This window comes from Acinetobacter sp. SH024 (assembly GCF_000163635.1).
Taxonomy (GTDB): Bacteria; Pseudomonadota; Gammaproteobacteria; order Pseudomonadales; family Moraxellaceae; genus Acinetobacter; species Acinetobacter pittii.
Map to the genome: position 1 here is coordinate 569,395 of NZ_GG753600.1, position 20,956 is coordinate 590,350.

Consider the following 20,956-nt stretch of genomic DNA (forward strand, 5'->3'; position numbering starts at 1 on the left):
ATAAGATTAACTAATACTTTTTTATATAAAATATTCACCGCTCTTATTTATCAAAATAATATATATAAATAGATATTCCTTATTTTTGCTTATATTTAAAACCGCGTAAATTGAACCTTAACAATCTGAATCAAAGATAAGGATATATTCAATGAACGCTAAATTAAATACTGAAACTCCACAAAGTTTTATCTCAAATGGTTCAAATACATCCTTTTCAGCCGAAGAAATTCTTGCTAAAGCACAGCAATATGCACAAGAACACGAATTAAATTTTAGTGGCAGTTTATCACCTGTTGATGCATGGCAGCTCGTACAACAAGGCGAAGCTGTTTTAGTTGATGTACGTACCAATGAAGAACGTAAATTTGTGGGTTATGTCCCTGAAAGTGTTCATGTCGCTTGGGCAACAGGCACATCGTTTAACCGTAATCCACGCTTTTTAAAAGAACTTGAATCAAAAGTTGGCAAAGACAAAACCATTCTTTTGTTATGTCGTAGTGGCAACCGTTCAGCACAGGCAGCAGAAGCCGCATTTAATGCAGGTTTTGAGCACATTTATAACGTTCTTGAAGGCTTCGAAGGCGACCTAAATGATCAGCAACAGCGTAATCAGAAAAATGGCTGGCGCATCCACCAACTTCCTTGGCAACAAGACTAATACTTCAATCAATTTTCAGTGAATCAAGGTAAGCTTGTGACTCAATGGAACATTAATGCGGTTGTACAAGGTTTACAACAAGCAAGGCATGACTGGCGTCAGCAACAGCACAGAACAAAAGAATTTGGAGGCCGTGAACTTCCATCTAAAGAAGCTTTAAAAGTCATTTTAGATGACTTGTGTGGAATTTTATTTCCAATGCGTTTAGGCCCTGCTGACTTACGTCAAGAAACTGAAGATTCTTATATTGCCTATACTTTAAATCGGGTGCTGACAGCCTTACATGCTCAAGTGCAACTGGCTTTGAATTATGAAGCAAAACGTCATTTAGGTCATTCAAGCCCAGTGCAGCACCCACAAGAATTTGCTCAAACAATTGTGCAGGATTTTGCCAACACCTTGCCCTCTATACGACGTCTTTTAGACGGCGATGTGCGTGCTGCTTATGAAGGTGATCCAGCAGCACATAGTGTAGATGAAGTATTACTCTGCTATCCGGGCATATTTGCGATCATTTATCACCGAATTGCGCATCAACTCTATGCCCAAATACCTTTATTGTCTCGCATTATTTCCGAGTTGGCTCACTCTGCAACGGGTATTGATATTCATCCGGGTGCGCAAATTGGCAAAGGATTCTTCATCGATCATGGTACGGGTGTAGTGATTGGTGAAACTAGTGTCATTGGGGAACGTGTTCGTATTTATCAAGCAGTGACTCTTGGAGCAAAACGCTTTGAAACCAATGATGATGGCGCTTTGAAAAAAGACTATACACGCCATCCAATTGTTGAAGATGATGTCGTGATTTATGCAGGCGCCACTATTTTAGGCCGTATTACCATTGGCCGAGGGTCAATTATTGGGGGGAATGTCTGGCTTACACATAGTGTTGCTGCAGGTAGTCAGATTTTACAGTCTCCTAATGAGTCTTATCAAAAAAATCATATAGCCGGTTAAAAACTATAGATGTGAAATAAATAGATAAGGAGATAAATAAACAAAGAACGTGCAGATTAATAAAATGCTTATTTCTAGTTTAAATATATTTTTATTTAGAAAATAGATAACTCATTAATAAGCTCTCTATTTAAAAAATTTATAACGCTATTTTAATTTTAAAACCAGAACTAATTCTAGTTTATATGCATCCTAGAATTTTTATTTTCAAAAAGCCAATGTAATAAGGAAAAATGATTCATGGCGAAAAATACTGACAAAGCCCAACTTGCGCTGGGGGACCACGCAGCCCGTCAACTGGCCAATGCAACAAAAACAGCTCCCCAACTTTCTACAATTACTCCCCGATGGCTGACTCATTTACTGCAATGGATTCCTGTTGAAGCAGGTATCTATCGCCTAAACCGTGTCAATAATACCGATGATATTCAAGTGGCTTGCACACAACGTGATGAAGCAACTTTGCCACAAACTTTTGTCGATTATGATCCAGAGCCACGTGAATACTTTTTAAACGGTGTATCTACTGTTTTAGATGTACATACACGCGTTGCTGATCTTTACAGCAGCCCACACGACCAAATTAAAGAACAGCTCCATTTAACGATTGAAACCATTAAAGAACGTCAAGAAAGCGAGCTTATCAATAACCCTGAATACGGTTTACTGGCAAGTGTGACAGATGACCAACGTATTTCGACTTTAAATGGTCCACCTACTCCTGATGATCTTGACGATTTGCTACGTAAAGTCTGGAAAGAACCAGGGTTTTTCTTAGCGCATCCTGATGCGATTGCAGCATTTGGCCGTGAATGTACACGCCGTGGTGTACCGCCTCCAACGGTTAGCTTATTTGGTTCGCAGTTCATTACATGGCGTGGTATTCCACTCATTCCATCAAATAAAATTCCTGTAGAAGATGGCAAAACTAAAATCTTGCTACTTCGTGTTGGTGAAAAGCGTCAAGGGATTGTTGGTTTGTTCCAGCCGGGTCTTGCGGGTGAACAGTCACCAGGACTTTCAGTACGCTTTATGGGAATCAACCGTAACGCGATTGCGTCGTATCTAATCTCGTTATATTGCTCACTTGCAGTATTAACAGACGATGCTTTGGCAGTGTTAGATGATGTGGAGGTGGACAAATATCATGACTACCCAGTTAACTACAAGTAATCTGCAAGGTAGTCCAACGGGGCCTGAAGTGACTGGTGTTAACCCACCAGCCAACTTCCCTGATGAGTCCACTATTGCTCGACTTGCTAATGAGTTTTTTTCAGCATTACCAAGCTCAAGCAGTTCAGCTTCTCCATCGGGCCTTAACTTGGACTTACCTGTCGGAGCGCCACCGCACCCTCCACAACCGGGTGAACCATTCTCTGCTCTCAGTGGTCGTGCGCCCAATATCGCCTTTCAGAAAAGTCTAAATCCGGAATTTCCTGAACATATTCCAAATTTGCCAGACTACCCTGAACGCCGAATTTTAGCGTCTGCGCCTGTGGTTGGTGGAGCTAATTTGCCACGCCCACCATTTGAACCACATTTGCCACAAGTTGCTCATAGTGAACCCAACGTGCCACGCATTGAACCAAGCTTACCAACGGGTGCAGGTGAATCACCTTATTATTTTTTAAATGATTTTTCTGCTCCAAATGCAGTAGAACCGTCTGTTAAAGGTGTTGAAGATAATTATTCAGTTGCACAGTCTTTTCAATTGCCACATGGTGACCAACTGAAATCATTGCTGACGGAAGATCGTTTTGCAACGAACAAGCCTTCTCAAAGTTCGGTAAGCTCTGCATTTTATTTTTTAGACTTGCCTCAAACTGGACAAAGTTATAGTCACTATCAACCATCACAACCCACTTTTGTAGCAAGCAGTGCTCAACCACTCGATGTACATGCCATACGTCGCGATTTTCCAATTTTACAGGAACGCGTCAACGGTCAACCTTTGGTCTGGTTTGATAATGCAGCCACTACACAAAAACCGCAGCGTGTGATTGACCGGATTGCTTATTTTTATCAGCATGAAAACTCAAACATTCACCGTGCTGCACATGAGTTAGCGGCTCGTGCAACCGATGCCTATGAACATGCAAGAAATGTAGTTGCCCGATTTATTGGTGCATCCTCTTCTAAAGAAATTATCTTTGTTCGCGGAACAACCGAAGGCATTAACCTGATTGCAAAAACATGGGGTGAGCAAAATATTGGCGAAGGTGATGAAATTATTGTTTCTCACTTAGAACACCATGCCAATATTGTGCCTTGGTATCAACTCACTAAAAAAACTGGAGCAAAATTAAGAGTCATTCCTGTGGATGACACTGGGCAAATTATTTTAGAAGAATTGCCAAAACTGATTAATGAGCGCACCAAACTGCTGTCGATTACTCAAGTTTCAAATGCTTTGGGTACAGTCACACCTGTTGCTGAAGTCATTAAAATTGCGCATGCCAAAGGTGTTCGTGTTTTAGTTGATGGTGCTCAATCTGTTTCGCACATCCCTACCGATGTACAAGCTCTTGATGCAGACTTTTTTGTGTTTTCTGGACATAAAGTGTTTGGTCCAACAGGTATTGGTGCGGTCTATGCAAAACCAGAATTGCTAGAAAGTATGCCTGTTTGGGAAGGCGGCGGTAACATGATTCAGGATGTTACCTTCGAACAAGTAGTTTACCAACCTGCACCAAACAAGTTTGAAGCTGGAACTGGAAACATTGCCGATGCTGTTGGTTTAGGCGCTGCACTTGAATATGTCGAAAGTCTAGGCATTCATAACATTGCTCGCTATGAACATGATCTACTCGAATATGGTCAAAATGCGCTGAGTAGTGTGTCAGGTTTACGCCTGATCGGAACCGCACATCACAAAGCCAGTGTTATGTCCTTTACCTTACAAGGCTATTCAACCGAACAAGTGGGTAAAGCTTTAAATCAACATGGTATTGCTGTACGTTCTGGGCACCATTGTGCACAGCCAATTTTACGTCGTTTTGGTGTAGAACAGACCGTGCGTCCGTCTTTGGCTTTTTATAACACGACGGAAGAAATTGATTTATTGGTGTCGGTTTTACATCAACTTACGCGTAACAAGCGTACCAGTTAAATCTATTTTTGCAAAAAGGACTGCCTTCGAGCGGTCTTTTTTTATAATTAATTTGCCATCATTAAAATTCAATTTTTCAATGAGGAAACTATTAAAACTCAAATAGTCCTAGCACTATATTTACTCGAGCAAATGTCGTCTGCAACCTGCGTAGCATCAAAAAGATTCTGTTTCTGTGAAATACTAGTTAAATGAAATAAGTCGACAGGTTTTGCAGATGACAATGCTTTTGCTTACTTTGAGCGAAACCAAAGTAAGTCAAGCCGAAGGCGACTGAAGAAATTAAAACTTTAAGCGATAATACTCTGTCGTGCTATGCAATAGTTCGCAGATGACTTTAGGTTGAGCTAAAAATTATTAGTGGTTATCACGGCGGAGTCTTACCGTTTTATCTCCAAAGAAAGTAGCTAATTCCATTACTTTTTTAAAAAAGTAACCAAAAACTTTCTCATCCACAGAACCTGTTCTCTGTTTTCATTTTTCAAAAAATATTGCAAATACATTATCTTTATAAATTATGGGCAGGCTGTGGATGAAATTTAGCACGAGTGAATATAGGTATGAACGCCTTGAACACTATAAGCAATCTAAAATCGTACTTCTGTACCCCCATTAAATACTCACGGCAATTAAACAAACAATCCCCAAATCAATCTCAATGCAATTCCAATTAATAACGCTCCCATCACCCTCTCAAAATACACTCCAAACTCCAAAAACCGTTTACGTACAATAGGCTGTGCAAACAGTACACTCACCACCATAAACCAGATGGCATTGACCATACACATCCACACACCATAAAAAACCTGAACTTTCATTGGTGTGGTTGTACTTACAATCGTTGTAAAAATTGCCAGAAAAAAGATAGTGGCTTTTGGGTTTAATGCATTGGTAAGAAAACCCATAGTAAAAGCTTTAAATAAACTTGGCGTATCACCGTTTGCTTGGCCATTAATTTCAATATTAGTATTCGGCTGGCTACGTAAACACTGCCATCCTAAATAAATCAAATAAGCTGCCCCTGCTGTTCTGATCAGTGACATGAGCCATTCACTTTGCTGAATCAAAAAGCCAATACCAACAAGTGTATAAAACACATGCACTGAAATCCCTACACCAATACCAATTGCGGTTAGACATCCAATTAAGTAGCCATAACGTACACTTTGTCTTACAGTAACTACAAAATCTGGTCCCGGTAAAATCACCGCCATAAAGTGAATAAGAGCTAGCGTTAAAAACTCATGTCCATACAACTGCCACATAACAATTTAGTTTCCTGAAAATCACCTAAAAGATTGTATTGCGATTTTTTAGACGCGATAATCCAATCAAAATCCAAATAACTTTTGCCTCATGAGCACAAATCAAAGTCTGATTCTATTAAATGAAATGGCGACTTTCGTTAAGGTTGTCGAATCGGAAAGTTTTTCTGAAACTGCCCGCCAGCTTGGTACAACACCTTCTGCTGTTAGTCGTGCAATTGCTCGTTTAGAACGTGCTTTAGGCACTCGCTTACTCTATCGGACCACACGGAAACTTCGTTTAAGTGAAAGTGGACAACAAGTTTATCAACGTTGTTTAGATATGGTGAATGCTGCACAAGCAGTCATGGAAAGTTCAGGGCAATTTCATGTCGAACCAGAAGGTGTTATTCGCATGAGTGTTCCGAAAGCTGTGGGACATTTTATGATTCATCCGCATTTACCCGAATTTTTAAAACGCTACCCGAAAATTGATATACAAATGCTTTTAGAAGACCGTTATGTAGACCTGATTGATGATGGAGTTGATCTAGCACTTCGAATTACAGAGCAACCACCAGGTGGTCTTATGGGCCGAAAACTCATTGATATTGATCACTTGGTTTGTGCTACGCCTGAGTATTTGGCCAAGCATGGCATACCGAACCACCCTCATGATTTAAAGCAGCATGAATGTATTTACTTGGGTGAACAAGCCAGTGACTCAAAGTGGAAATTTCAGCAAGGAAATAAATCGATCAGTGTTGCCGTGCGTGGTCGTTATGCAGCAAACCATACAGGTGTGCGTTTGAGTGCCGCATTACAGCATTTAGGTATTGCGAGCTTGCCATACTTCGTTGCATGCCATGCTCTACAACAAGGTACCTTAGTGCAGGTTTTACCAGATTGGTATTTTAAGACCTATTATAGTGGTGGGCTGTGGTTACTCTACCCACCGACACGACATGTCCCGCCTAAATTGAGTGTGTTGATTCAATATTTGGCAGATAAATTAGCAGCAGAGCCGACTTTATTTAAGTTAAAGTAATATAAAGTCAAAGAATTAGCACGATTGAATCCAACCTTTTAACCTCTAAAGCAATCAGCTAATTCTGTTACTTTTTTTGAAAAAAGTAACCAAAAAACTTTCTCATCTACAGAACCTGACCACTGTTTACATCTATAAAAAATATTGCAAAAACATTATCTTTATAAATTATGGGCAGGCTGTAGATGAATCTTAGCTCGAGTAAATACTATCTAGAGCTCTAATCTTTAGAGGTTATTAGCACGATTACTCAACCAATAAATCTTTTGGATTAATCGTATCGCCATAGACTGGTTTTAAAGTCTTTTCATAAGCTTGATGAATCACGCCTTCTTTAGCCAGTTTCTCTAATTCTGGGTTCAACCAGTCCAGTAACTCTTTATCGCCTTTTTTCACTGCTGGTGCAATTAAGTCTTGCTCACCTAAATTGGTAATGCCAACAGTGTAATTTGGATTTTCTTTAGCCCACGCTAAAACCAGCAAGTTATCATGGGCAAGCGCAGCACCACGACCATCTTTTAAAGCATCAAAAGTTTCAGTGTTTTGCTCATATTTTTGTAGCTTAATTTCTGGATGAGTCTTGGTGAAGAATGAATCAGCCGTTGTACCTTTGTTTACCAATAAAGTTTTATCTTTAAGTTGAGCAACATTGGTAATCGGATGACTTTTAGGAGAAACCACCCCCAAAGCAACTTTCAAATAAGGCTTAGCAAAATCGACCACTTCCTTACGTTCTGGTGTAACAGTAAAGTTTGCAAAAATAATGTCCACTTTATTGGCTTTTAAATATTCGACACGGTTAGCTGCTTCAGTTAAAACGAACTCAACTTTGTTTTCATCACCGAGCAGATCTTTAGCAACATGCTTGGCAATCTCTACATCAAAGCCTTGGTTTTTACCTTGAACATCTAAATATCCAAACGGCGGTTTATCACTAAATACGCCAATTCGTACCACACCATTCTTTTTGATCTGTTCAATACTCGATACAGTTTGTGTGGTATTGGCCGTTTTTTCAGTAGATTGAGTTCCTTTATCACATGCAACCAAACCTAAACTCAGTAAAGACGCAGCTAAAATATGCTTCACGTTTTGAAATGTTAATGTTGTCATTATTTCACCCTCTCGTTCTTGTAAAAGTCTTATTTAAAAATAGCAGTGCCTAATTTTAGACACTGCTCTAGCGATATCAAAAATTATTGGCCTACATCTAAAAACACATTCGGATTGACCGAGTCGCCGTAAATTGGTTTCAAGGTTTCATCATAAATTTTCTTAATTTCACCACTTGTTCTGAGCTGCTTGATTTCAGTATTGAGCCAATTCAATAATTGGGTATTGCCCTTTTTCACTGCTGGTGCAATAAACTCTTGATCACCAATAGACTGAATACCTGCCACATAACTTGGGTTCTTCGCGGCCCATGCCAAAGCATAAGTACTATCTTGTGAAATCGCGTCACCACGACCGTCGGTTAAGGCTTTGAAGGCATCCGAATTTCTTTCAAACTTAAGTAAATTCACTTTTGGATAATGCTTGGTAAAGTAGGTATCTGAACTTGTGCCTTTATTTACAATTAAGGTCTTACCTTCTAATTGGGCAATGTCGGTAATCGGCTTGGCTTTAGGCGAGACAATACCAAACGCACCTTTTAAATAAGGCTCGGCAAAATCGACAACCTCTTTGCGTTCAGGAGTTACCGTAAATGTCGCGAATACAACATCAGCTCGATTTGATTTTAAAAACTCCACCCGATTTGAAGCTTCAGTCACAATAAACTCAACTTTCTTTTCATCACCGAGCAAATCTTTAGTCACTCGTTTTGCTAAAGCCACATCAAAGCCCTGATTATTACCCGCACTATCTACAAAACCAAACGGCGGATCATCAGCAAAAACAGCAACGCGTAGAACCCCATTTTTTTTGACTTGCTCTAAAGAATGGTCTGCTTGAGCATTACCTGCCTGTTCAGTTGATGGCGTTTTACTACATGCAGTTAATAAAACCCCAGCAACGGCAAGACTGCTTAATATTTTTATTGAATTACGTTTAAACATTCACTTCCTCATGATTCAAATAATAAAAATTTAGTACGACAAAATATTTAAGAAGGCTTTCGCTCGTTCTGTTTTTGGCTGTTCAAAAAATTCTTCTGGTGAAGCCTGTTCAATAATCTTGCCCTTATCCATAAAAATAATGCGATCGGCAACCTTGCGTGCAAAGGACATCTCATGTGTCACAATCAACATGGTCATTCCTTCATTCGCTAATTTGAGTACGACATCAAGCACTTCTCTGACCATTTCCGGATCAAGCGCAGCGGTAATTTCATCAAGTAAAATGACTTTAGGTTGCATCACGAGTGAACGAACAATGGCGATACGCTGTTTCTGTCCACCTGAAAGTTGTCGTGGATAATCAAGTTTCCGCTCAAATAGTCCCACTCGCTTTAGCAATTCATCTGCTACTTGTTCAGCTTCATCGCGGTGGCGTTTTTGTACTTTAAGTGGCCCAAGCAAAATATTGTCAATGATGTTCATATGCCCAAATAGCTCATAGTTTTGAAAAACCATGCCAATTTTTTGACGAGCATTAGTCCAGTCCACGTCTTTACCAAGCACACCTGAGCCTTTTAAACGGATTTCACCACCCTGAATCGGTTCTAAGCCATTAATACAGCGCAATAAGGTACTTTTACCGCAGCCTGATGGACCTAAAATAACAACCACCTCTCCTTGTTCTACATCCAGATCAATGCCCTGTAAAATATGACTTTGTGCAAATGATTTCTGTAATTGTTGTATCGATAACAAAGGCATAATTACCCCCAGACCTTTTCCAAATGTGCCGCCAAACGAGATAAGGGATAGCAAATCAGAAAATACAAAATAAAAATAAAGCCATAAATCCAAAGAGAAGCGCTCGGCACGGTCAACAGCGAATTTTCAATAATTTGCTGACCCACTTTAATCACCTCAACCACACCAATCAGCACTGCCAAAGAGCTGGTTTTCACCATTCGGGTAAATAAGTTAATCGCGCCTGGCGTTACTCGTTTTAGACTTTGTGGAAAAATGACGTAGATCAAAGCTTGAACATGAGTTAGTCCGAGCGCATAAGCTGAATCGGGTTGATGCTGATCAATTGAAGTAATAGCTGCACGAACCAAATCGCCCATTTCTGCCGTACCCCACAAAACAAATACAACAACGCATACCCACATTGCTGAAAACTGCCAGTTAAACCATGTCGCAAAGCCGAAATAAAAAACAAACAGCAAAACTAAAATTGGAATGATTCGAATGGCTTCTAAATACAGACGGCACAGCGATTTAACGACTATATTTTTAGAAGTCATAATGACGCCGAACACTGTGCCGAAAATTGCAGAGAAAAAGACCGAAATAAAAGCAATTTTTGCAGTTGCCCAAAGTCCCCACATTAAACGTTCGAGGTGACTCGCTTGAAATAGATAATCAAGTTCCATGGCTCACCTTCCGACTTCTGTGCTCCAGATAACTGGTTAAAATAGACACGGGCAATAAAATAATGAGATAAGCCATGATGAGTAAGAACAAAGCTTCGGTGGTTTTATAGTCCATGCCAATTAAGTCTTTAGTGACAAAAAGCAGTTCAACGACAGCAATGGCACTGACCACAGAACTTTCTTTAATTAGAAATAGACAATTTGCCCCTATTGCCGGAATTGAAATAGCCAGTGCTTGAGGAAAAATGACATATCTAAAAATTTGAATCGGTTGTAGACCAATACTTTTTGCAGAATCAATCTGCCCTTTTGCAACAGACTGCAAACCTGCTCGGAAGGCTTCAGCCATATAGCTTCCGCCTAAAAAGGTCAGTCCGATCACACCACAAGCAAAACCATCGATTTTGATGCCAAGCTTTGGCAAACCGTAATACAAAAAGAACAGTTGAATTAATAAAGGGGTATTTCGAGATAACTCAATATAGAACTGGGCAATTCTATTTAGCACCCGCACGCGATATGTGATTAAAATGCTGCAAATTAGCCCTACAATAATTGCCAAAATAATGCTGATAATTGAAATTTTCAGCGTGGTCAAAGTTGCAGAGAAAAATTGCGGCAACACACTATGGATATACTGCCAGTTCAAGGAAAATTCCAAAAATAATATTAAAACGTTATAAATATTTAGCTTTCATCAGCCATTAAATATTTGTGCAACGAGTTTATTTTTTTCCCAATTGGTCTAAAACTATTTTTATTAGATAAGCTTTTCTATAAGTTTGATAAATTCGATCTGGCAATCGAAAACTTTCGAATCAATTGAATACAACCGCTCAAAACATATTCACTAAAACAAAGATGAATAATAAAACCAATAAAAAATCGGACACCAAGGCCCGATTTTTATTAAATGATTTTCAATCTATTGTTTATTTTCTAAGTACATCGCCAATGCTTGAGTCTTTATCAAAAACCGATTTAGCATATGGGCAAAGCGGAATTACTTTTACGTCTTTTTCACGAACAAAAGCCACCAAAGCATCCAGTAATTGGCGACCTACGCCTTGTCCCCGATACTTTTCATTTACATCTGTAGCATCAATAATCAGCATGCCTTCGCCTGCCCATGTATAAGTCATTTCGCCTGCAACAGTTTCATCATCAAGTAAGCTAAAGCTGCCGTGTTTTGCATCATCTTTTTGTTGAATATTCACAATGAATTCCTCATATTACAAATCGTATTTATTTAAAAATGACTTTATATATCTTTATCTATAAGAACAAATTTAAGTGTAAAAAAATAGACTATTTTTAGCAGTGAGTCTGTATGCTTTTTAAATACAATCATCAATTAAATTAGTGAAACTCTTGCACCAGACTATTAATGTGTGCCACGGCAGCAGTTCGGTTTTCAACACAAAGTTTTTCAAAAATATGCTCTAAATGCTTGTTCACTGTCCGTGGGCTAAGCTCCAAAATTTCTGCAATATCTTTATTGGTTTTTCCTAACAACAACCAATGCATGACTTCTGCCTCACGTTGAGTCAACTGTGGGCAATATTTCAAAATATCAGCCATTTCTAAAGCTGGCGTAGAAGTCTTGATTTGTATCAGATAATTTTTTGCCACACTTGGCTCACTTTCCCACGGCGTGAGCAATAAAAGCTGTAATTGCTGAGATGGTGTCGAATAAGAACAGCTGGTTAATTTTTTTGGGTCTTTTTCATGTTCCAAATCTGAAAACCAAGCTTTTAAGCCTGCTTCAAAACCTTCTAATTCAGGTAAATATTGATTCAGTAAATCATTGGCTTTTTGAGTTTTCCAAACAATTTTACCGTGAACATCTAGTGCAAGAATTGCTGTTTCCGTTGCATCAATCACCTGTTTTTGTTGCTGCAATAGTTTGGCATGTGCCAAATGTGTTTTTACTCTTGCTAATACTTCTTCAATATTCAAAGGCTTGGTTACATAGTCCACCCCACCGACCTGAAAACCACGCACAATATGCTCTGTCTCAGACAAACCTGTCATAAAAATGACGGGAATAAACTGTGTAATTGGGCTCGCTTTAAGCTGTATACAACTTTCAAAACCGTCCATATGTGGCATATTGCCATCAAGCAAAATCATATCCGGTAAGCAGCGGTGGGCAATTTCAATTGCACTTAACCCATCAGTTGTGACAAGCACGCGATAACCTGCCTGATCCAGACTTTCATGTAACAAGCCTAGATTTTCTGGCACATCATCCACAATCAGAATAACAGCTTGCTCATTTGGCGAAGCTTGCTGAAAAGAAACATGTTGCGTACTCATTACTTATCCTGAATTAATCGTTGCGCGTGTTTTAAATCAAACTTTTGAATAGCCTGTTCAAGCTGTTCCCATAACTCATTATGCTCCGGAAAATTTTGACGGCATTGCATTAAAGTCTGTTGAATTCCTCGAATATAACCCTGTCCAATTAAATCATTTAACTGTTGCAAGCTTTGCGGTAAATCAAGCAGATCATTATTTTCTGGTTGTTGAATTGGTGTATGAACAGCAGCTTGCTCTTGCTTATATATATTTAAATCGAGTGCTTGAACTTCTTTATTTTCAAGGAGTGTCTCTGATTTGGAATCAATCCACACCAAGCCCAATTTATCTCCAATTTTACTCAGCAACAAATTGAGATCGATTGGTTTTAGCATAAAGTCTTCACTTAAGACCGCATCTTGTGGATTGACTTCGCGCTCGCCTGCATTGGCTGAAATAATTAAGATCGGCACATTGGTAATATTATTCTGACGCAATAATCGTGCTGTTTCCCACCCGCCCATCAAAGGCATACTTAAATCCATCAAAATCAGGTTCGGCTGAAAAATAGGTACACGTCTTAAACAGTCAATACCCGACTCGGCTTCTTCAATCATAAATCCCAAAGGTTTGAGAAAATTAGCGACTAAGCCTCGGTCCACAGCTTCATTATCGACAACCAAAATTCGTTTACGCTCGCCTTGATAACCCGTAATTTGGTTGGAGTAAACATTAGAAATCGGATGAACTACTTCTTTTGAAGGTAAGTAAAACTTAATCTTAAATTGTGAACCCTGATTGAGCTGACTAGTCACAGATAACTGGCCACCAAGTAAATCGACTAATAATTTTACAATTGGTAGTCCGAGTCCTGTTCCGGTAAATCCGCCTTGAACCACATTACTGCCCCGTTCAAACGGATTAAAGATTCGCTCTAAATCTGCCTCGGCAATACCACAGCCCGTATCTCTAATTTCAAAATAAGCCGTTTGAAAACGGTACTCAACTTTTAAAGTAATTGTGCCGCTCGTTGTAAACTTTAAAGCATTGCCCAGCAAATTGATCAGCACTTGCTCTAAGCGTTTTTTATCGGTACGAACATAGTGCGGTAGGTTTTCTCCAATTTCATAAACAAACTGTAAATTCTTCTGTTCAAACTGTGGCTGAAACATTTGAATAATTTGTTCAATAAAATTTGGGAAATGAACGTCCACTACATTTAAAGAAATCTTGCCTGTTTCAATTCGCGCTAAATCTAGTAAACCATCAATCAGTGAAGTTAAATGCTGCCCACTACGGCTAATCACGCCGAGCGCCATTTTGCCTTGTTCTGAGAGCTGCTCTTGTTTTTGAAGCAATTGGCTATAGCCCAAAATACTATTTAGGGGTGTTCTTAGTTCGTGGCTAATACCAATGACATAACGGCTTTTTGCATCATTTGCCCGTTCTGCTGAAATTCTGGCGTCTTGTAAGTCTTTTGAAGTGACTTCATGGGCAGCAATTTCATCAATCAATAATGCTGTTTGCTGGTGTGTTTCGATTTCAGCATTACGACGGCTTTCATCGTTTAATACGAGCCACCAAGCAGCAACACTCATCAATAGAAATAAAATGGTATAAATTTTGACAAATAGCGTAAATAGCTGAGGAACGGCTGCCGCATTAATGGTTTCTAAATAGGTTTTTTCTTGGATATAAACCAGACTTAAACTCACTGCCAGAACAATCGACAGCCCTAAAGTCAGTAATAAATATAAACTGACTCGACTATTTAAACGGCTCGCCCAGCGTTCTGGTAAATAGTGCCAGATGGCTTTTTTGAGCTGTACTGACCAACGTGCATCGGGTTTACATAAATCGTGACAGCGTGCTTCAAGTGAACAGCATAGAGAGCAAATCCTACCGTTATAGGCTGGGCAACCCGCCATATCGGCAAGTTCATAGTCCCGTTCACACACGACACAGTTAGCAACCGAAGTCGCCTGAATTTTTTCAGGTTGGCGTGCAATGTAATATTTGCCTTTAGTTAGGTAAGCAATGATAGGAACGCATAAAACCGCGCTCCCCAAAGCAATAAAACTCGCCAAACCTTTCGCCATGAGTCCGAAAAAGCCCAAGTAACTCAGCATCGATAACACTGAGGCAATCATTAAGGCACCCACACCTACGGGGTTAATGTCATATAAATAAGCACGGCGAAATTCAATTCCTTTCGGGCTTAGACCTAAAGGTTTACAGATAATTAAATCGGCAACAACGGCACCAATCCATGCCAAAGCGATATTGCTATATAGCCCCAAAATGCGTTCAACCGCATGGCTAATTCCCATTTCCATCAAAACAATGGCAATAAAAACGTTAAAAAGTAGCCAGACAATTCGCCCCGGATGGCTATGAGTTAAGCGCGCAAAAAAGTTGGACCATGCCAGTGAACCAGCGTAGGCATTGGTCATATTAATTTTAATTTGCGCCAAGCAAACTAGTGCTAGAGTCAATATTAAAGCAAGCTGAGGGTTTGGAATAAATTGTTGATAGGCAACCCAATATAGATAAGTCGGATTGTCTAGTTCAGAGACAGGAATAAACAGCTGAAAAGCCAACACCATCAGCAGCATGCCCATTAGAACTTTTAGAAATCCAAAAATAATCCAAGATGGACCACCTAGAAAAACGGCAAAACGCCATGCAGTTCTGTTCTTTTCTTTTTGCGGTAAGAAACGTAAATAGTCGGCTTGCTCACCAATTTGGATCACAAATGAAAAAATAAGAGTGCACGCCGCACCAAAGTAATACAGATTAAAGTCAGTTGAGTTTGAAACCGCCCCAACAAAATGCAGGCTACTACTTAAAATTTGTGGTTGTTTCCAAAGTACAAAAAACCACGGTAACAACAGCAATAAGAGCCAGATTGGTTGTGTGATCGCCTGAACTTTATTAATAAAACCAATGCCTTTGACTACTAAAGGCAAAATCACTAAGGCAGAAATTAAGTAACCAATAACTTGCGGGATACCTAAAGCAAGTTCAAGTGCCATCGCCATAATTGCAGCTTCAAACGCAAGCAAAATAAAGGTAAAGCTCGCATAAATTAGAGATGTAATGGTCGAGCCAATGTAGCCAAAACCTGCACCACGAGTAAGCAGATCAACATCTACATTATATTTTGCAGCGTAATAACTGATCGGCCAACTGGTTAAAAATATAATGGTACATACGACAATTGCTGCCCATACTGCATTGCTAAAGCCATACTGCCAAAGCATGGTTGCCCCAATGGCTTCCATAGCCAAAAAGCTAACGGTCGAAATTGCGGTGTTGGTAACGGTCCAAGGTGACCATTTTCTTACTGAGGTAGGTGCATAGCGGAGCGCATAATCTTCGATGCTTTCATCTGCCACCCAAATATTATATTCACGGCGTGTTTTGATCACACGTTGCGGCGCTTGTTGGGGGCGTGAAGAATCTGACATAACACTCGTATTTGGCAGGTGGCTGTATTAAATCCAGCAATCCTTATGCCAAAAGTCATTTATCATGGCGATTTTCTCGAATACGCACATATACGCAAAATAACGTATTTTCAATTTTTCCCAAAAATCACACACTCAAAAACATCAAAAAACAATGATCAATATTTGTGTTGATTGACCGAAAATGATTGGGAGATTGATGTTATGAGTGTATCTGAACATCCAAATCTGGACACTGTGCAAGGTACAGATTCACAAAAAGCAGTGAATGAAACCTTAGAAGATTATACTTTACGTTATGCTCCACACAGCTTTCGGCGCTGGAGTCCCAAAGTTGTCGCTATTACTGCACTTGGTGGTATTGCCTATCTTGCTGACTTTTCTATTGGTGCCAGTATTGGTATGTCTTACGGAACAACCAATGCTGTTTTCTCCATTTTATTTGCAGCGATTATTATCTTCTTAACTGGCATTCCTTTAGCCTACTACGCAGCGCGCTATAACATCGACCTTGACTTGATTACCCGCGGCGCAGGTTTTGGTTATATCGGCTCAGTCCTGACCAGTATCATTTTCGCCAGTTTCACGTTTATTTTCTTTGCCCTTGAAGGTTCAATCATGGCGCAAGGGTTACTACTCGGTTTAGGCATTCCGCTTTGGGCAGGTTACCTCATCTCAACAGTTATGGTCATACCGCTGGTGATTTACGGCATGAAAGCCTTAAGTAAATTACAAGTCTGGACTACCCCACTTTGGCTCGTTCTGATGATTGGTCCTGTGGCCTATCTAATTTATCAAGAACCTACCTTAGTTAGCCAATTTGCAACTTTTACAGGTAACGAAGGATTTGCAACCGTAGACATGGCTGCAATCATGCTGGGTGCTGGTATATGTTTATCACTCATCATGCAAATTGGTGAGCAAATTGATTACTTACGTTTCATGCCTGCTAAAACAAAAGAAAATAGCAAAGCATGGTGGGCTGCGGTTATTTCAGCGGGTCCGGGTTGGGTGATTTTAGGGGCAATTAAACAAATTATTGGGGCATTTTTAGGTTTCTATTTACTTACTAAAATACCGGGCGTAAACAGTACTGAACCTGTTCAACAGTTTAATGCGGCGTTTCATGACATGCTTCCGGGTTGGGCTGCTTTAACACTTGCAGTGATTTTGGTGGTTATTTCTCAAATTAAAATTAATGTGACCAATGCTTACTCTGGTTCCCTTGCATGGACAAGTGCCTACACACGTATAAGCAAACATTATCCGGGCCGTATTGTCTTTGTAATGGTGAACTTGGCAATTGCACTTGCTTTGATGGAAGGCAATATGTTTGCGGTACTGGGTAAAATCTTAGGATTCTATTCAAACTTTGCAATTGCATGGGTTGTAGTTGTTGCAACAGACATTTCAATCAACAAATATGTTTTAAAACTTTCACCTAAAGAGCCGGAATACCGCCGTGACATGCTATACAACGTAAACCCTGTCGGTATGGTTGCATTCCTTGTATCAGCAGGCTTATCGATTGCAGCATTCTTCGGCTTACTCGGTAGTTTCTTGGCACCTTACTCACCGCTTATCGCACTTGTGCTTGCTTTTGTATTAACACCCATCATGGGCTTACTAACCAAAGGAAAATACTACATCAAGTCACACGATGATGGTATTAAAGAACCACGTTATGATGCTGAAGGCACTCCTGTTGCTACCGTCTATCACTGCCGCGTATGTGAGCAAGGCTATGAGCGTCCAGATATTATGTTCTCTCACAAACATAACGGTACGATCTGTTCTTTGTGTAAAACACTCGATGCTTAAATATTCTTAAAACTAAAAAAAGAAGCTTTAAAGCTTCTTTTTTTATATCTGATGATCCTTAGCCAATCGGGAATAAACGTTCAGGTACTACATCTTTCATCACAATGGTTGAGATGAGTCGTTGCACACTTGGAATAGCAGATAATTTTTCATCGTACAAACGCTGAAAAGCGGGTAAATCTTTAGCCACCACATGTAGTAAATAATCTGGCTCACCAAACAAACGCTGTGCCTGAATAATTTGCGGGATGTCTATCACGGCATTTTCAAACTTCTCGACTGCCTGTTTATCGCCCTCTTTAAGCGTGATAAAAACAATCGCTGAAAATTCAAATCCCACTAAGTTTGGGTCGAGTTCTGCCCGATAACCTTTGATAGCTCCTGACTCTTCTAAAGCCTTCACTCGTCTATGACAAGGTGAAATGCTCAAACCGACTTTTTCTGCCAATTCAGTAATAGATAATCGGCCATTTAATTGCAATTCAGCAAGAATCTTTTTATCTGTGCGATCCATTTAGAAAAATTTACCCCAAATGAGCGTGATATGAGCAAACATTTAAAAGCACATTCTAAATACATGAGCATATTATTTTCAACAAGCTCGCATAAATAGGGATTTTTTCTAAACCACGAGCGAAACCTTTGGAAAATAGTTTGCTGAGATAAGCATATGGCTTTTAACATTTTTATTGCATTTTGGAGTGTCTCCATTCTTTTTATTATTACGCCAGGGGCAGACTGGGCCTATGCCATTTCGGCAGGGATTAAAGGCAAAGTCGTCGTACCCGCCGTCGCAGGTATGCTATTTGGACACTTTATTACGATTTTATTGGTAGCGGCTGGTGTTGGTCTGCTTGTAGCAAATAATCCAACTGCTCTAATGATTCTTACTGTTGCGGGTTCTGCTTATTTGTTATGGATGGGTATAAACTTATTACTTACCCCTCCTACTCCAAACAAATCTGGTTCTGAAAAAGCTCAGTCATGGTTGAGCTGGGCAACCAAAGGCGTTTACGTGAGTGGATTAAATCCGAAAGTTTTTTTACTCTTTTTAGCTCTGCTTCCTCAGTTTATTGATATTAATGCTTCATGGTCAGTGACAACACAAATTCTTGCCTTCGGTGTTGTCCACATGATTAGCTGCGCAATAATTTACTTAATAGTGGGTTATGGTTCAGAGGCTATTTTAAAAACCAGACCACAAGCAGCACAGTTAGTTGGTCGTTTTTCAGGTGGTTTGATGGTCATTATCGCAACGTGCTTATTGATTGGGCAAATTTAAAAGTCATTCAACAAAAGTTACTGGCCTCCATTTCAGGTCAGTAACTTAAATAATAAATATAAGAAAAAATTATCTCATTCGTTTGAGGTTATACGTCACGACTCCCCAAATAACCAGTTCTTGCCCCTCTTCAATATAAATATTCTGATAATCAGGGTTCTCTGCTTTCAGCCAAACTTTAGGTGGATGAAATTGACTATCAATCATTAAGCGCTTCACAGTGAAATCATTGTCGATGAGTGCAATCACAATATCACCTGATTTAGCGGGAATGCTACGGTCCACAATAAGCGGATCATTAATATCAATTCCAGCATCTAACATGGATAAAGAGTTGGCTTTAACAATAAACGTGGCATTTTCATTTCTAATTAAATATTCATTTAAATCGAGCGCTTGCTCAATATCATCTTGCGCAGGTGAAGGAAAACCTGCCGCAACACGTTCAGTTGCCAAAGGAATATGGTAAATTTTATCGTTATTCGGGTGGACCTGCTGAACATTAAGTTTTGAGTTAAAGTCGGTTAAGTTATTGGTTTTGACATTATTCAGTAACCAATTTTTGATAAAGTTAACTTGAGACTCGGGGACACGAATGACTTTGGTGGGTTCATTGAACTGTGCTTTACGTCCGGCATTTTCTCGTACACCGCCATGCTCGAACTCTTTTTTCTTTGGCATATTGCCTCCATTCCACTGTTCAAATCCTACACAAACAATGTAACTTGAAAAAGTTACATTTTCAAGTTGACGAAATATTTTTTTTGCATAACAATAAATCTCATGATCAGATTTTAATCCATTTTGCTTTTAACAGGGATGTTTTAACCAAAATGGCAATTTGAAGAAAATCAAAACCTATTTCGGAATAGTCGTTATCGCTGACTGTTTTTGATTTTTATCAAATGAGATTCTGAACACTTAACATTCTGGTTAAATTCAGTTTTTTGGTATGGAGACATGCGAAATGAAAAATCAACGTGATGCGGTTTTAGGTTATGCAAATGAGCAACATGCTTACTATATCCGCCTAATTGAAAATGATGCGGTTTTAGGTGAAAGCTACGGATTATTTTGTGAAAATCCAGATAGCGAAGCAGCCGAAAGTATTATGACGACACTTTTTTTGAAAAAATCTTTTTGGTTAAACGGTTCTGAATACCTTGATATTGTAAAAGGCCTACAACCTCTCCCTCAGTAAATACAGTAAGTAAGCTAAAAACAAAGGAGGCAAAAGCCTCCTTTGTTTCTAAAACATTCTGCTTAAGACGTAAAACGTCCGTAGGCATCACGTTTTTGATTACGAGAGTTTTGACCACGGCCATCATAATCATCGTCGTCATCACGGCTGCGACCACGACCTCGTCCACCTGAGCGGCCACGATCGTCATCATCATCGTCATCACGACTGCGGCCACGACCTCGTCCGCCTGAACGGCCTCCGCGATCGTCATCATCATCGTCATCACGACTGCGGCCACGACCTCGTCCGCCTGAGCGGCCTCCGCGATCGTCATCATCATCGTCATCACGGCTGCGACCACGACCTCGTCCGCCTGAACGGCCTCCG

21 protein-coding genes and 1 pseudogene are annotated in these 20,956 nt (G+C 39.7%); 10 read left to right on the forward strand and 12 right to left on the reverse strand.

The genetic code is table 11. The features are described from left to right. Window positions 1–151 precede the first annotated feature (151 nt). From HMPREF0013_RS08635 to HMPREF0013_RS08650, 4 genes are all read left to right on the forward strand, one after another. Window positions 152–661 (forward strand): rhodanese-like domain-containing protein, encoded by a 510-nt coding sequence (locus tag HMPREF0013_RS08635; RefSeq protein WP_002114262.1) that lies wholly within the window; start codon window positions 152–154, stop codon window positions 659–661. 18 nt (window positions 662–679) lie between these two features. Further along, complete coding sequence (epsC, locus tag HMPREF0013_RS08640; RefSeq protein WP_016803288.1) at window positions 680–1,621, forward strand: serine O-acetyltransferase EpsC; 942 nt, start codon at window positions 680–682, stop codon at window positions 1,619–1,621. Between the two features lie 240 nt (window positions 1,622–1,861). Further along, the gene (locus HMPREF0013_RS08645; RefSeq protein WP_002114358.1) at window positions 1,862–2,794 is read left to right on the forward strand and encodes a family 2A encapsulin nanocompartment shell protein; all 933 of its coding nucleotides are present in this window, start codon (window positions 1,862–1,864) and stop codon (window positions 2,792–2,794) included. After that, on the forward strand, window positions 2,769–4,730 hold the full coding sequence (locus tag HMPREF0013_RS08650) for a family 2A encapsulin nanocompartment cargo protein cysteine desulfurase (RefSeq protein ID WP_002114417.1): 1,962 nt from the start codon (window positions 2,769–2,771) through the stop codon (window positions 4,728–4,730). Before HMPREF0013_RS08645 ends, HMPREF0013_RS08650 begins: the two co-directional genes overlap by 26 nt. Before the next feature lie 629 nt (window positions 4,731–5,359). Here HMPREF0013_RS08650 and HMPREF0013_RS08655 read toward each other — a convergent pair. Next, a complete protein-coding gene (locus tag HMPREF0013_RS08655) occupies window positions 5,360–5,998 on the reverse strand; it encodes a LysE family translocator (RefSeq protein ID WP_002114256.1) in 639 nt (212 codons plus the stop codon). Window positions 5,999–6,089: 91 nt separating this feature from the next. On the opposite strand from HMPREF0013_RS08655, the gene HMPREF0013_RS08660 reads away from it, so the two are divergent. Both HMPREF0013_RS08660 and HMPREF0013_RS24330 read left to right on the forward strand, forming a co-directional pair. Then, the gene (locus HMPREF0013_RS08660) at window positions 6,090–7,025 is read left to right on the forward strand and encodes a LysR family transcriptional regulator (protein ID WP_002114422.1); all 936 of its coding nucleotides are present in this window, start codon (window positions 6,090–6,092) and stop codon (window positions 7,023–7,025) included. 76 nt (window positions 7,026–7,101) lie between these two features. After that, on the forward strand, window positions 7,102–7,221 hold the full coding sequence (locus HMPREF0013_RS24330) for a hypothetical protein (RefSeq protein WP_002114211.1): 120 nt from the start codon (window positions 7,102–7,104) through the stop codon (window positions 7,219–7,221). A 50-nt stretch (window positions 7,222–7,271) separates the two neighbouring features. On the opposite strand, the gene HMPREF0013_RS08665 is transcribed toward HMPREF0013_RS24330, so the two are convergent. From HMPREF0013_RS08665 to HMPREF0013_RS0105125, 5 genes are all read right to left on the reverse strand, one after another. After that, window positions 7,272–8,138 carry a cysteine ABC transporter substrate-binding protein gene (locus tag HMPREF0013_RS08665; protein ID WP_002114386.1) on the reverse strand — a complete coding sequence of 289 codons (867 nt, stop codon included), beginning with the start codon at window positions 8,136–8,138 and terminating at the stop codon, window positions 7,272–7,274. Between the two features lie 83 nt (window positions 8,139–8,221). After that, on the reverse strand, window positions 8,222–9,082 hold the full coding sequence (locus tag HMPREF0013_RS08670; RefSeq protein WP_002114178.1) for a transporter substrate-binding domain-containing protein: 861 nt from the start codon (window positions 9,080–9,082) through the stop codon (window positions 8,222–8,224). 30 nt (window positions 9,083–9,112) lie between these two features. After that, entirely contained in the window at window positions 9,113–9,844 is a 732-nt protein-coding gene (locus HMPREF0013_RS08675; RefSeq protein WP_002114432.1) for an amino acid ABC transporter ATP-binding protein, read from the reverse strand. A gap of 2 nt (window positions 9,845–9,846) precedes the next feature. Continuing rightward, on the reverse strand, window positions 9,847–10,512 hold the full coding sequence (locus HMPREF0013_RS0105120; RefSeq protein WP_002114238.1) for an amino acid ABC transporter permease: 666 nt from the start codon (window positions 10,510–10,512) through the stop codon (window positions 9,847–9,849). Further along, window positions 10,502–11,161, reverse strand: coding sequence for an amino acid ABC transporter permease (locus tag HMPREF0013_RS0105125; RefSeq protein ID WP_002114214.1), 660 nt, complete (start codon window positions 11,159–11,161; stop codon window positions 10,502–10,504). Before HMPREF0013_RS0105125 ends, HMPREF0013_RS0105120 begins: the two co-directional genes overlap by 11 nt. A 63-nt stretch (window positions 11,162–11,224) precedes the next feature. On the opposite strand from HMPREF0013_RS0105125, the gene HMPREF0013_RS24335 reads away from it, so the two are divergent. Beyond that, window positions 11,225–11,338, forward strand: a complete 114-nt coding sequence (locus HMPREF0013_RS24335) for a hypothetical protein (RefSeq protein WP_078210280.1) — start codon at window positions 11,225–11,227, stop codon at window positions 11,336–11,338. Window positions 11,339–11,444: 106 nt separating this feature from the next. On the opposite strand, the gene HMPREF0013_RS08680 is transcribed toward HMPREF0013_RS24335, so the two are convergent. From HMPREF0013_RS08680 to HMPREF0013_RS08690, 3 genes are all read right to left on the reverse strand, one after another. After that, window positions 11,445–11,729: a GNAT family N-acetyltransferase gene (locus HMPREF0013_RS08680; RefSeq protein WP_002114395.1), complete on the reverse strand. Its 285-nt coding sequence runs from the start codon at window positions 11,727–11,729 to the stop codon at window positions 11,445–11,447. 142 nt (window positions 11,730–11,871) lie between these two features. Then, window positions 11,872–12,831 (reverse strand): response regulator transcription factor, encoded by a 960-nt coding sequence (locus HMPREF0013_RS08685; protein ID WP_002114366.1) that lies wholly within the window; start codon window positions 12,829–12,831, stop codon window positions 11,872–11,874. After that, complete coding sequence (locus HMPREF0013_RS08690; RefSeq protein ID WP_002114405.1) at window positions 12,831–16,283, reverse strand: ATP-binding protein; 3,453 nt, start codon at window positions 16,281–16,283, stop codon at window positions 12,831–12,833. Before HMPREF0013_RS08690 ends, HMPREF0013_RS08685 begins: the two co-directional genes overlap by 1 nt. A 204-nt stretch (window positions 16,284–16,487) precedes the next feature. On the opposite strand from HMPREF0013_RS08690, the gene HMPREF0013_RS08695 reads away from it, so the two are divergent. Continuing rightward, window positions 16,488–18,104, forward strand: coding sequence for a purine-cytosine permease family protein (locus tag HMPREF0013_RS08695; RefSeq protein ID WP_002114289.1), 1,617 nt, complete (start codon window positions 16,488–16,490; stop codon window positions 18,102–18,104). A 58-nt stretch (window positions 18,105–18,162) separates the two neighbouring features. Here HMPREF0013_RS08695 and HMPREF0013_RS08700 read toward each other — a convergent pair whose 3' ends face one another. After that, window positions 18,163–18,618 (reverse strand): Lrp/AsnC family transcriptional regulator, encoded by a 456-nt coding sequence (locus tag HMPREF0013_RS08700; RefSeq protein ID WP_000376211.1) that lies wholly within the window; start codon window positions 18,616–18,618, stop codon window positions 18,163–18,165. 156 nt (window positions 18,619–18,774) lie between these two features. Between HMPREF0013_RS08700 and HMPREF0013_RS08705 the strand changes: the two genes are divergently transcribed. Continuing rightward, window positions 18,775–19,386 carry a LysE family translocator gene (locus tag HMPREF0013_RS08705; protein WP_002114153.1) on the forward strand — a complete coding sequence of 204 codons (612 nt, stop codon included), beginning with the start codon at window positions 18,775–18,777 and terminating at the stop codon, window positions 19,384–19,386. Window positions 19,387–19,455: 69 nt separating this feature from the next. Here HMPREF0013_RS08705 and HMPREF0013_RS08710 read toward each other — a convergent pair whose 3' ends face one another. Further along, a complete protein-coding gene (locus HMPREF0013_RS08710; RefSeq protein ID WP_002114396.1) occupies window positions 19,456–20,067 on the reverse strand; it encodes a LexA family protein in 612 nt (203 codons plus the stop codon). A 286-nt stretch (window positions 20,068–20,353) separates the two neighbouring features. On the opposite strand from HMPREF0013_RS08710, the gene HMPREF0013_RS08715 reads away from it, so the two are divergent. After that, complete coding sequence (locus HMPREF0013_RS08715) at window positions 20,354–20,587, forward strand: hypothetical protein (RefSeq protein ID WP_002114518.1); 234 nt, start codon at window positions 20,354–20,356, stop codon at window positions 20,585–20,587. Between the two features lie 62 nt (window positions 20,588–20,649). Here the strand turns inward: HMPREF0013_RS08715 and HMPREF0013_RS08720 are convergent. Then, window positions 20,650–20,956, reverse strand: a pseudogene (locus HMPREF0013_RS08720) (stress-induced protein); the annotation flags it as partial.

What these genes read in the sequence shown, in the direction of transcription:
- HMPREF0013_RS08705 (WP_002114153.1), top strand. Translation starts at nt 18,775, where the DNA reads ATGGCTTTTAACATTTTTATTGCATTTTGGAGTGTCTCCATTCTTTTT.
- HMPREF0013_RS08675 (WP_002114432.1), bottom strand. Translation starts at nt 9,844, where the DNA reads ATGCCTTTGTTATCGATACAACAATTACAGAAATCATTTGCACAAAGT.
- HMPREF0013_RS08645 (WP_002114358.1), top strand. Translation starts at nt 1,862, where the DNA reads ATGGCGAAAAATACTGACAAAGCCCAACTTGCGCTGGGGGACCACGCA.
- HMPREF0013_RS08700 (WP_000376211.1), bottom strand. Translation starts at nt 18,618, where the DNA reads ATGGATCGCACAGATAAAAAGATTCTTGCTGAATTGCAATTAAATGGC.
- HMPREF0013_RS08710 (WP_002114396.1), bottom strand. Translation starts at nt 20,067, where the DNA reads ATGCCAAAGAAAAAAGAGTTCGAGCATGGCGGTGTACGAGAAAATGCC.
- HMPREF0013_RS08690 (WP_002114405.1), bottom strand. Translation starts at nt 16,283, where the DNA reads ATGTCAGATTCTTCACGCCCCCAACAAGCGCCGCAACGTGTGATCAAA.
- HMPREF0013_RS08670 (WP_002114178.1), bottom strand. Translation starts at nt 9,082, where the DNA reads ATGTTTAAACGTAATTCAATAAAAATATTAAGCAGTCTTGCCGTTGCT.
- HMPREF0013_RS08685 (WP_002114366.1), bottom strand. Translation starts at nt 12,831, where the DNA reads ATGAGTACGCAACATGTTTCTTTTCAGCAAGCTTCGCCAAATGAGCAA.
- HMPREF0013_RS08635 (WP_002114262.1), top strand. Translation starts at nt 152, where the DNA reads ATGAACGCTAAATTAAATACTGAAACTCCACAAAGTTTTATCTCAAAT.
- HMPREF0013_RS08660 (WP_002114422.1), top strand. Translation starts at nt 6,090, where the DNA reads ATGAGCACAAATCAAAGTCTGATTCTATTAAATGAAATGGCGACTTTC.
- HMPREF0013_RS08665 (WP_002114386.1), bottom strand. Translation starts at nt 8,138, where the DNA reads ATGACAACATTAACATTTCAAAACGTGAAGCATATTTTAGCTGCGTCT.
- HMPREF0013_RS08715 (WP_002114518.1), top strand. Translation starts at nt 20,354, where the DNA reads ATGAAAAATCAACGTGATGCGGTTTTAGGTTATGCAAATGAGCAACAT.
- HMPREF0013_RS08655 (WP_002114256.1), bottom strand. Translation starts at nt 5,998, where the DNA reads ATGTGGCAGTTGTATGGACATGAGTTTTTAACGCTAGCTCTTATTCAC.
- HMPREF0013_RS0105120 (WP_002114238.1), bottom strand. Translation starts at nt 10,512, where the DNA reads ATGGAACTTGATTATCTATTTCAAGCGAGTCACCTCGAACGTTTAATG.
- HMPREF0013_RS08650 (WP_002114417.1), top strand. Translation starts at nt 2,769, where the DNA reads ATGACTACCCAGTTAACTACAAGTAATCTGCAAGGTAGTCCAACGGGG.
- HMPREF0013_RS08695 (WP_002114289.1), top strand. Translation starts at nt 16,488, where the DNA reads ATGAGTGTATCTGAACATCCAAATCTGGACACTGTGCAAGGTACAGAT.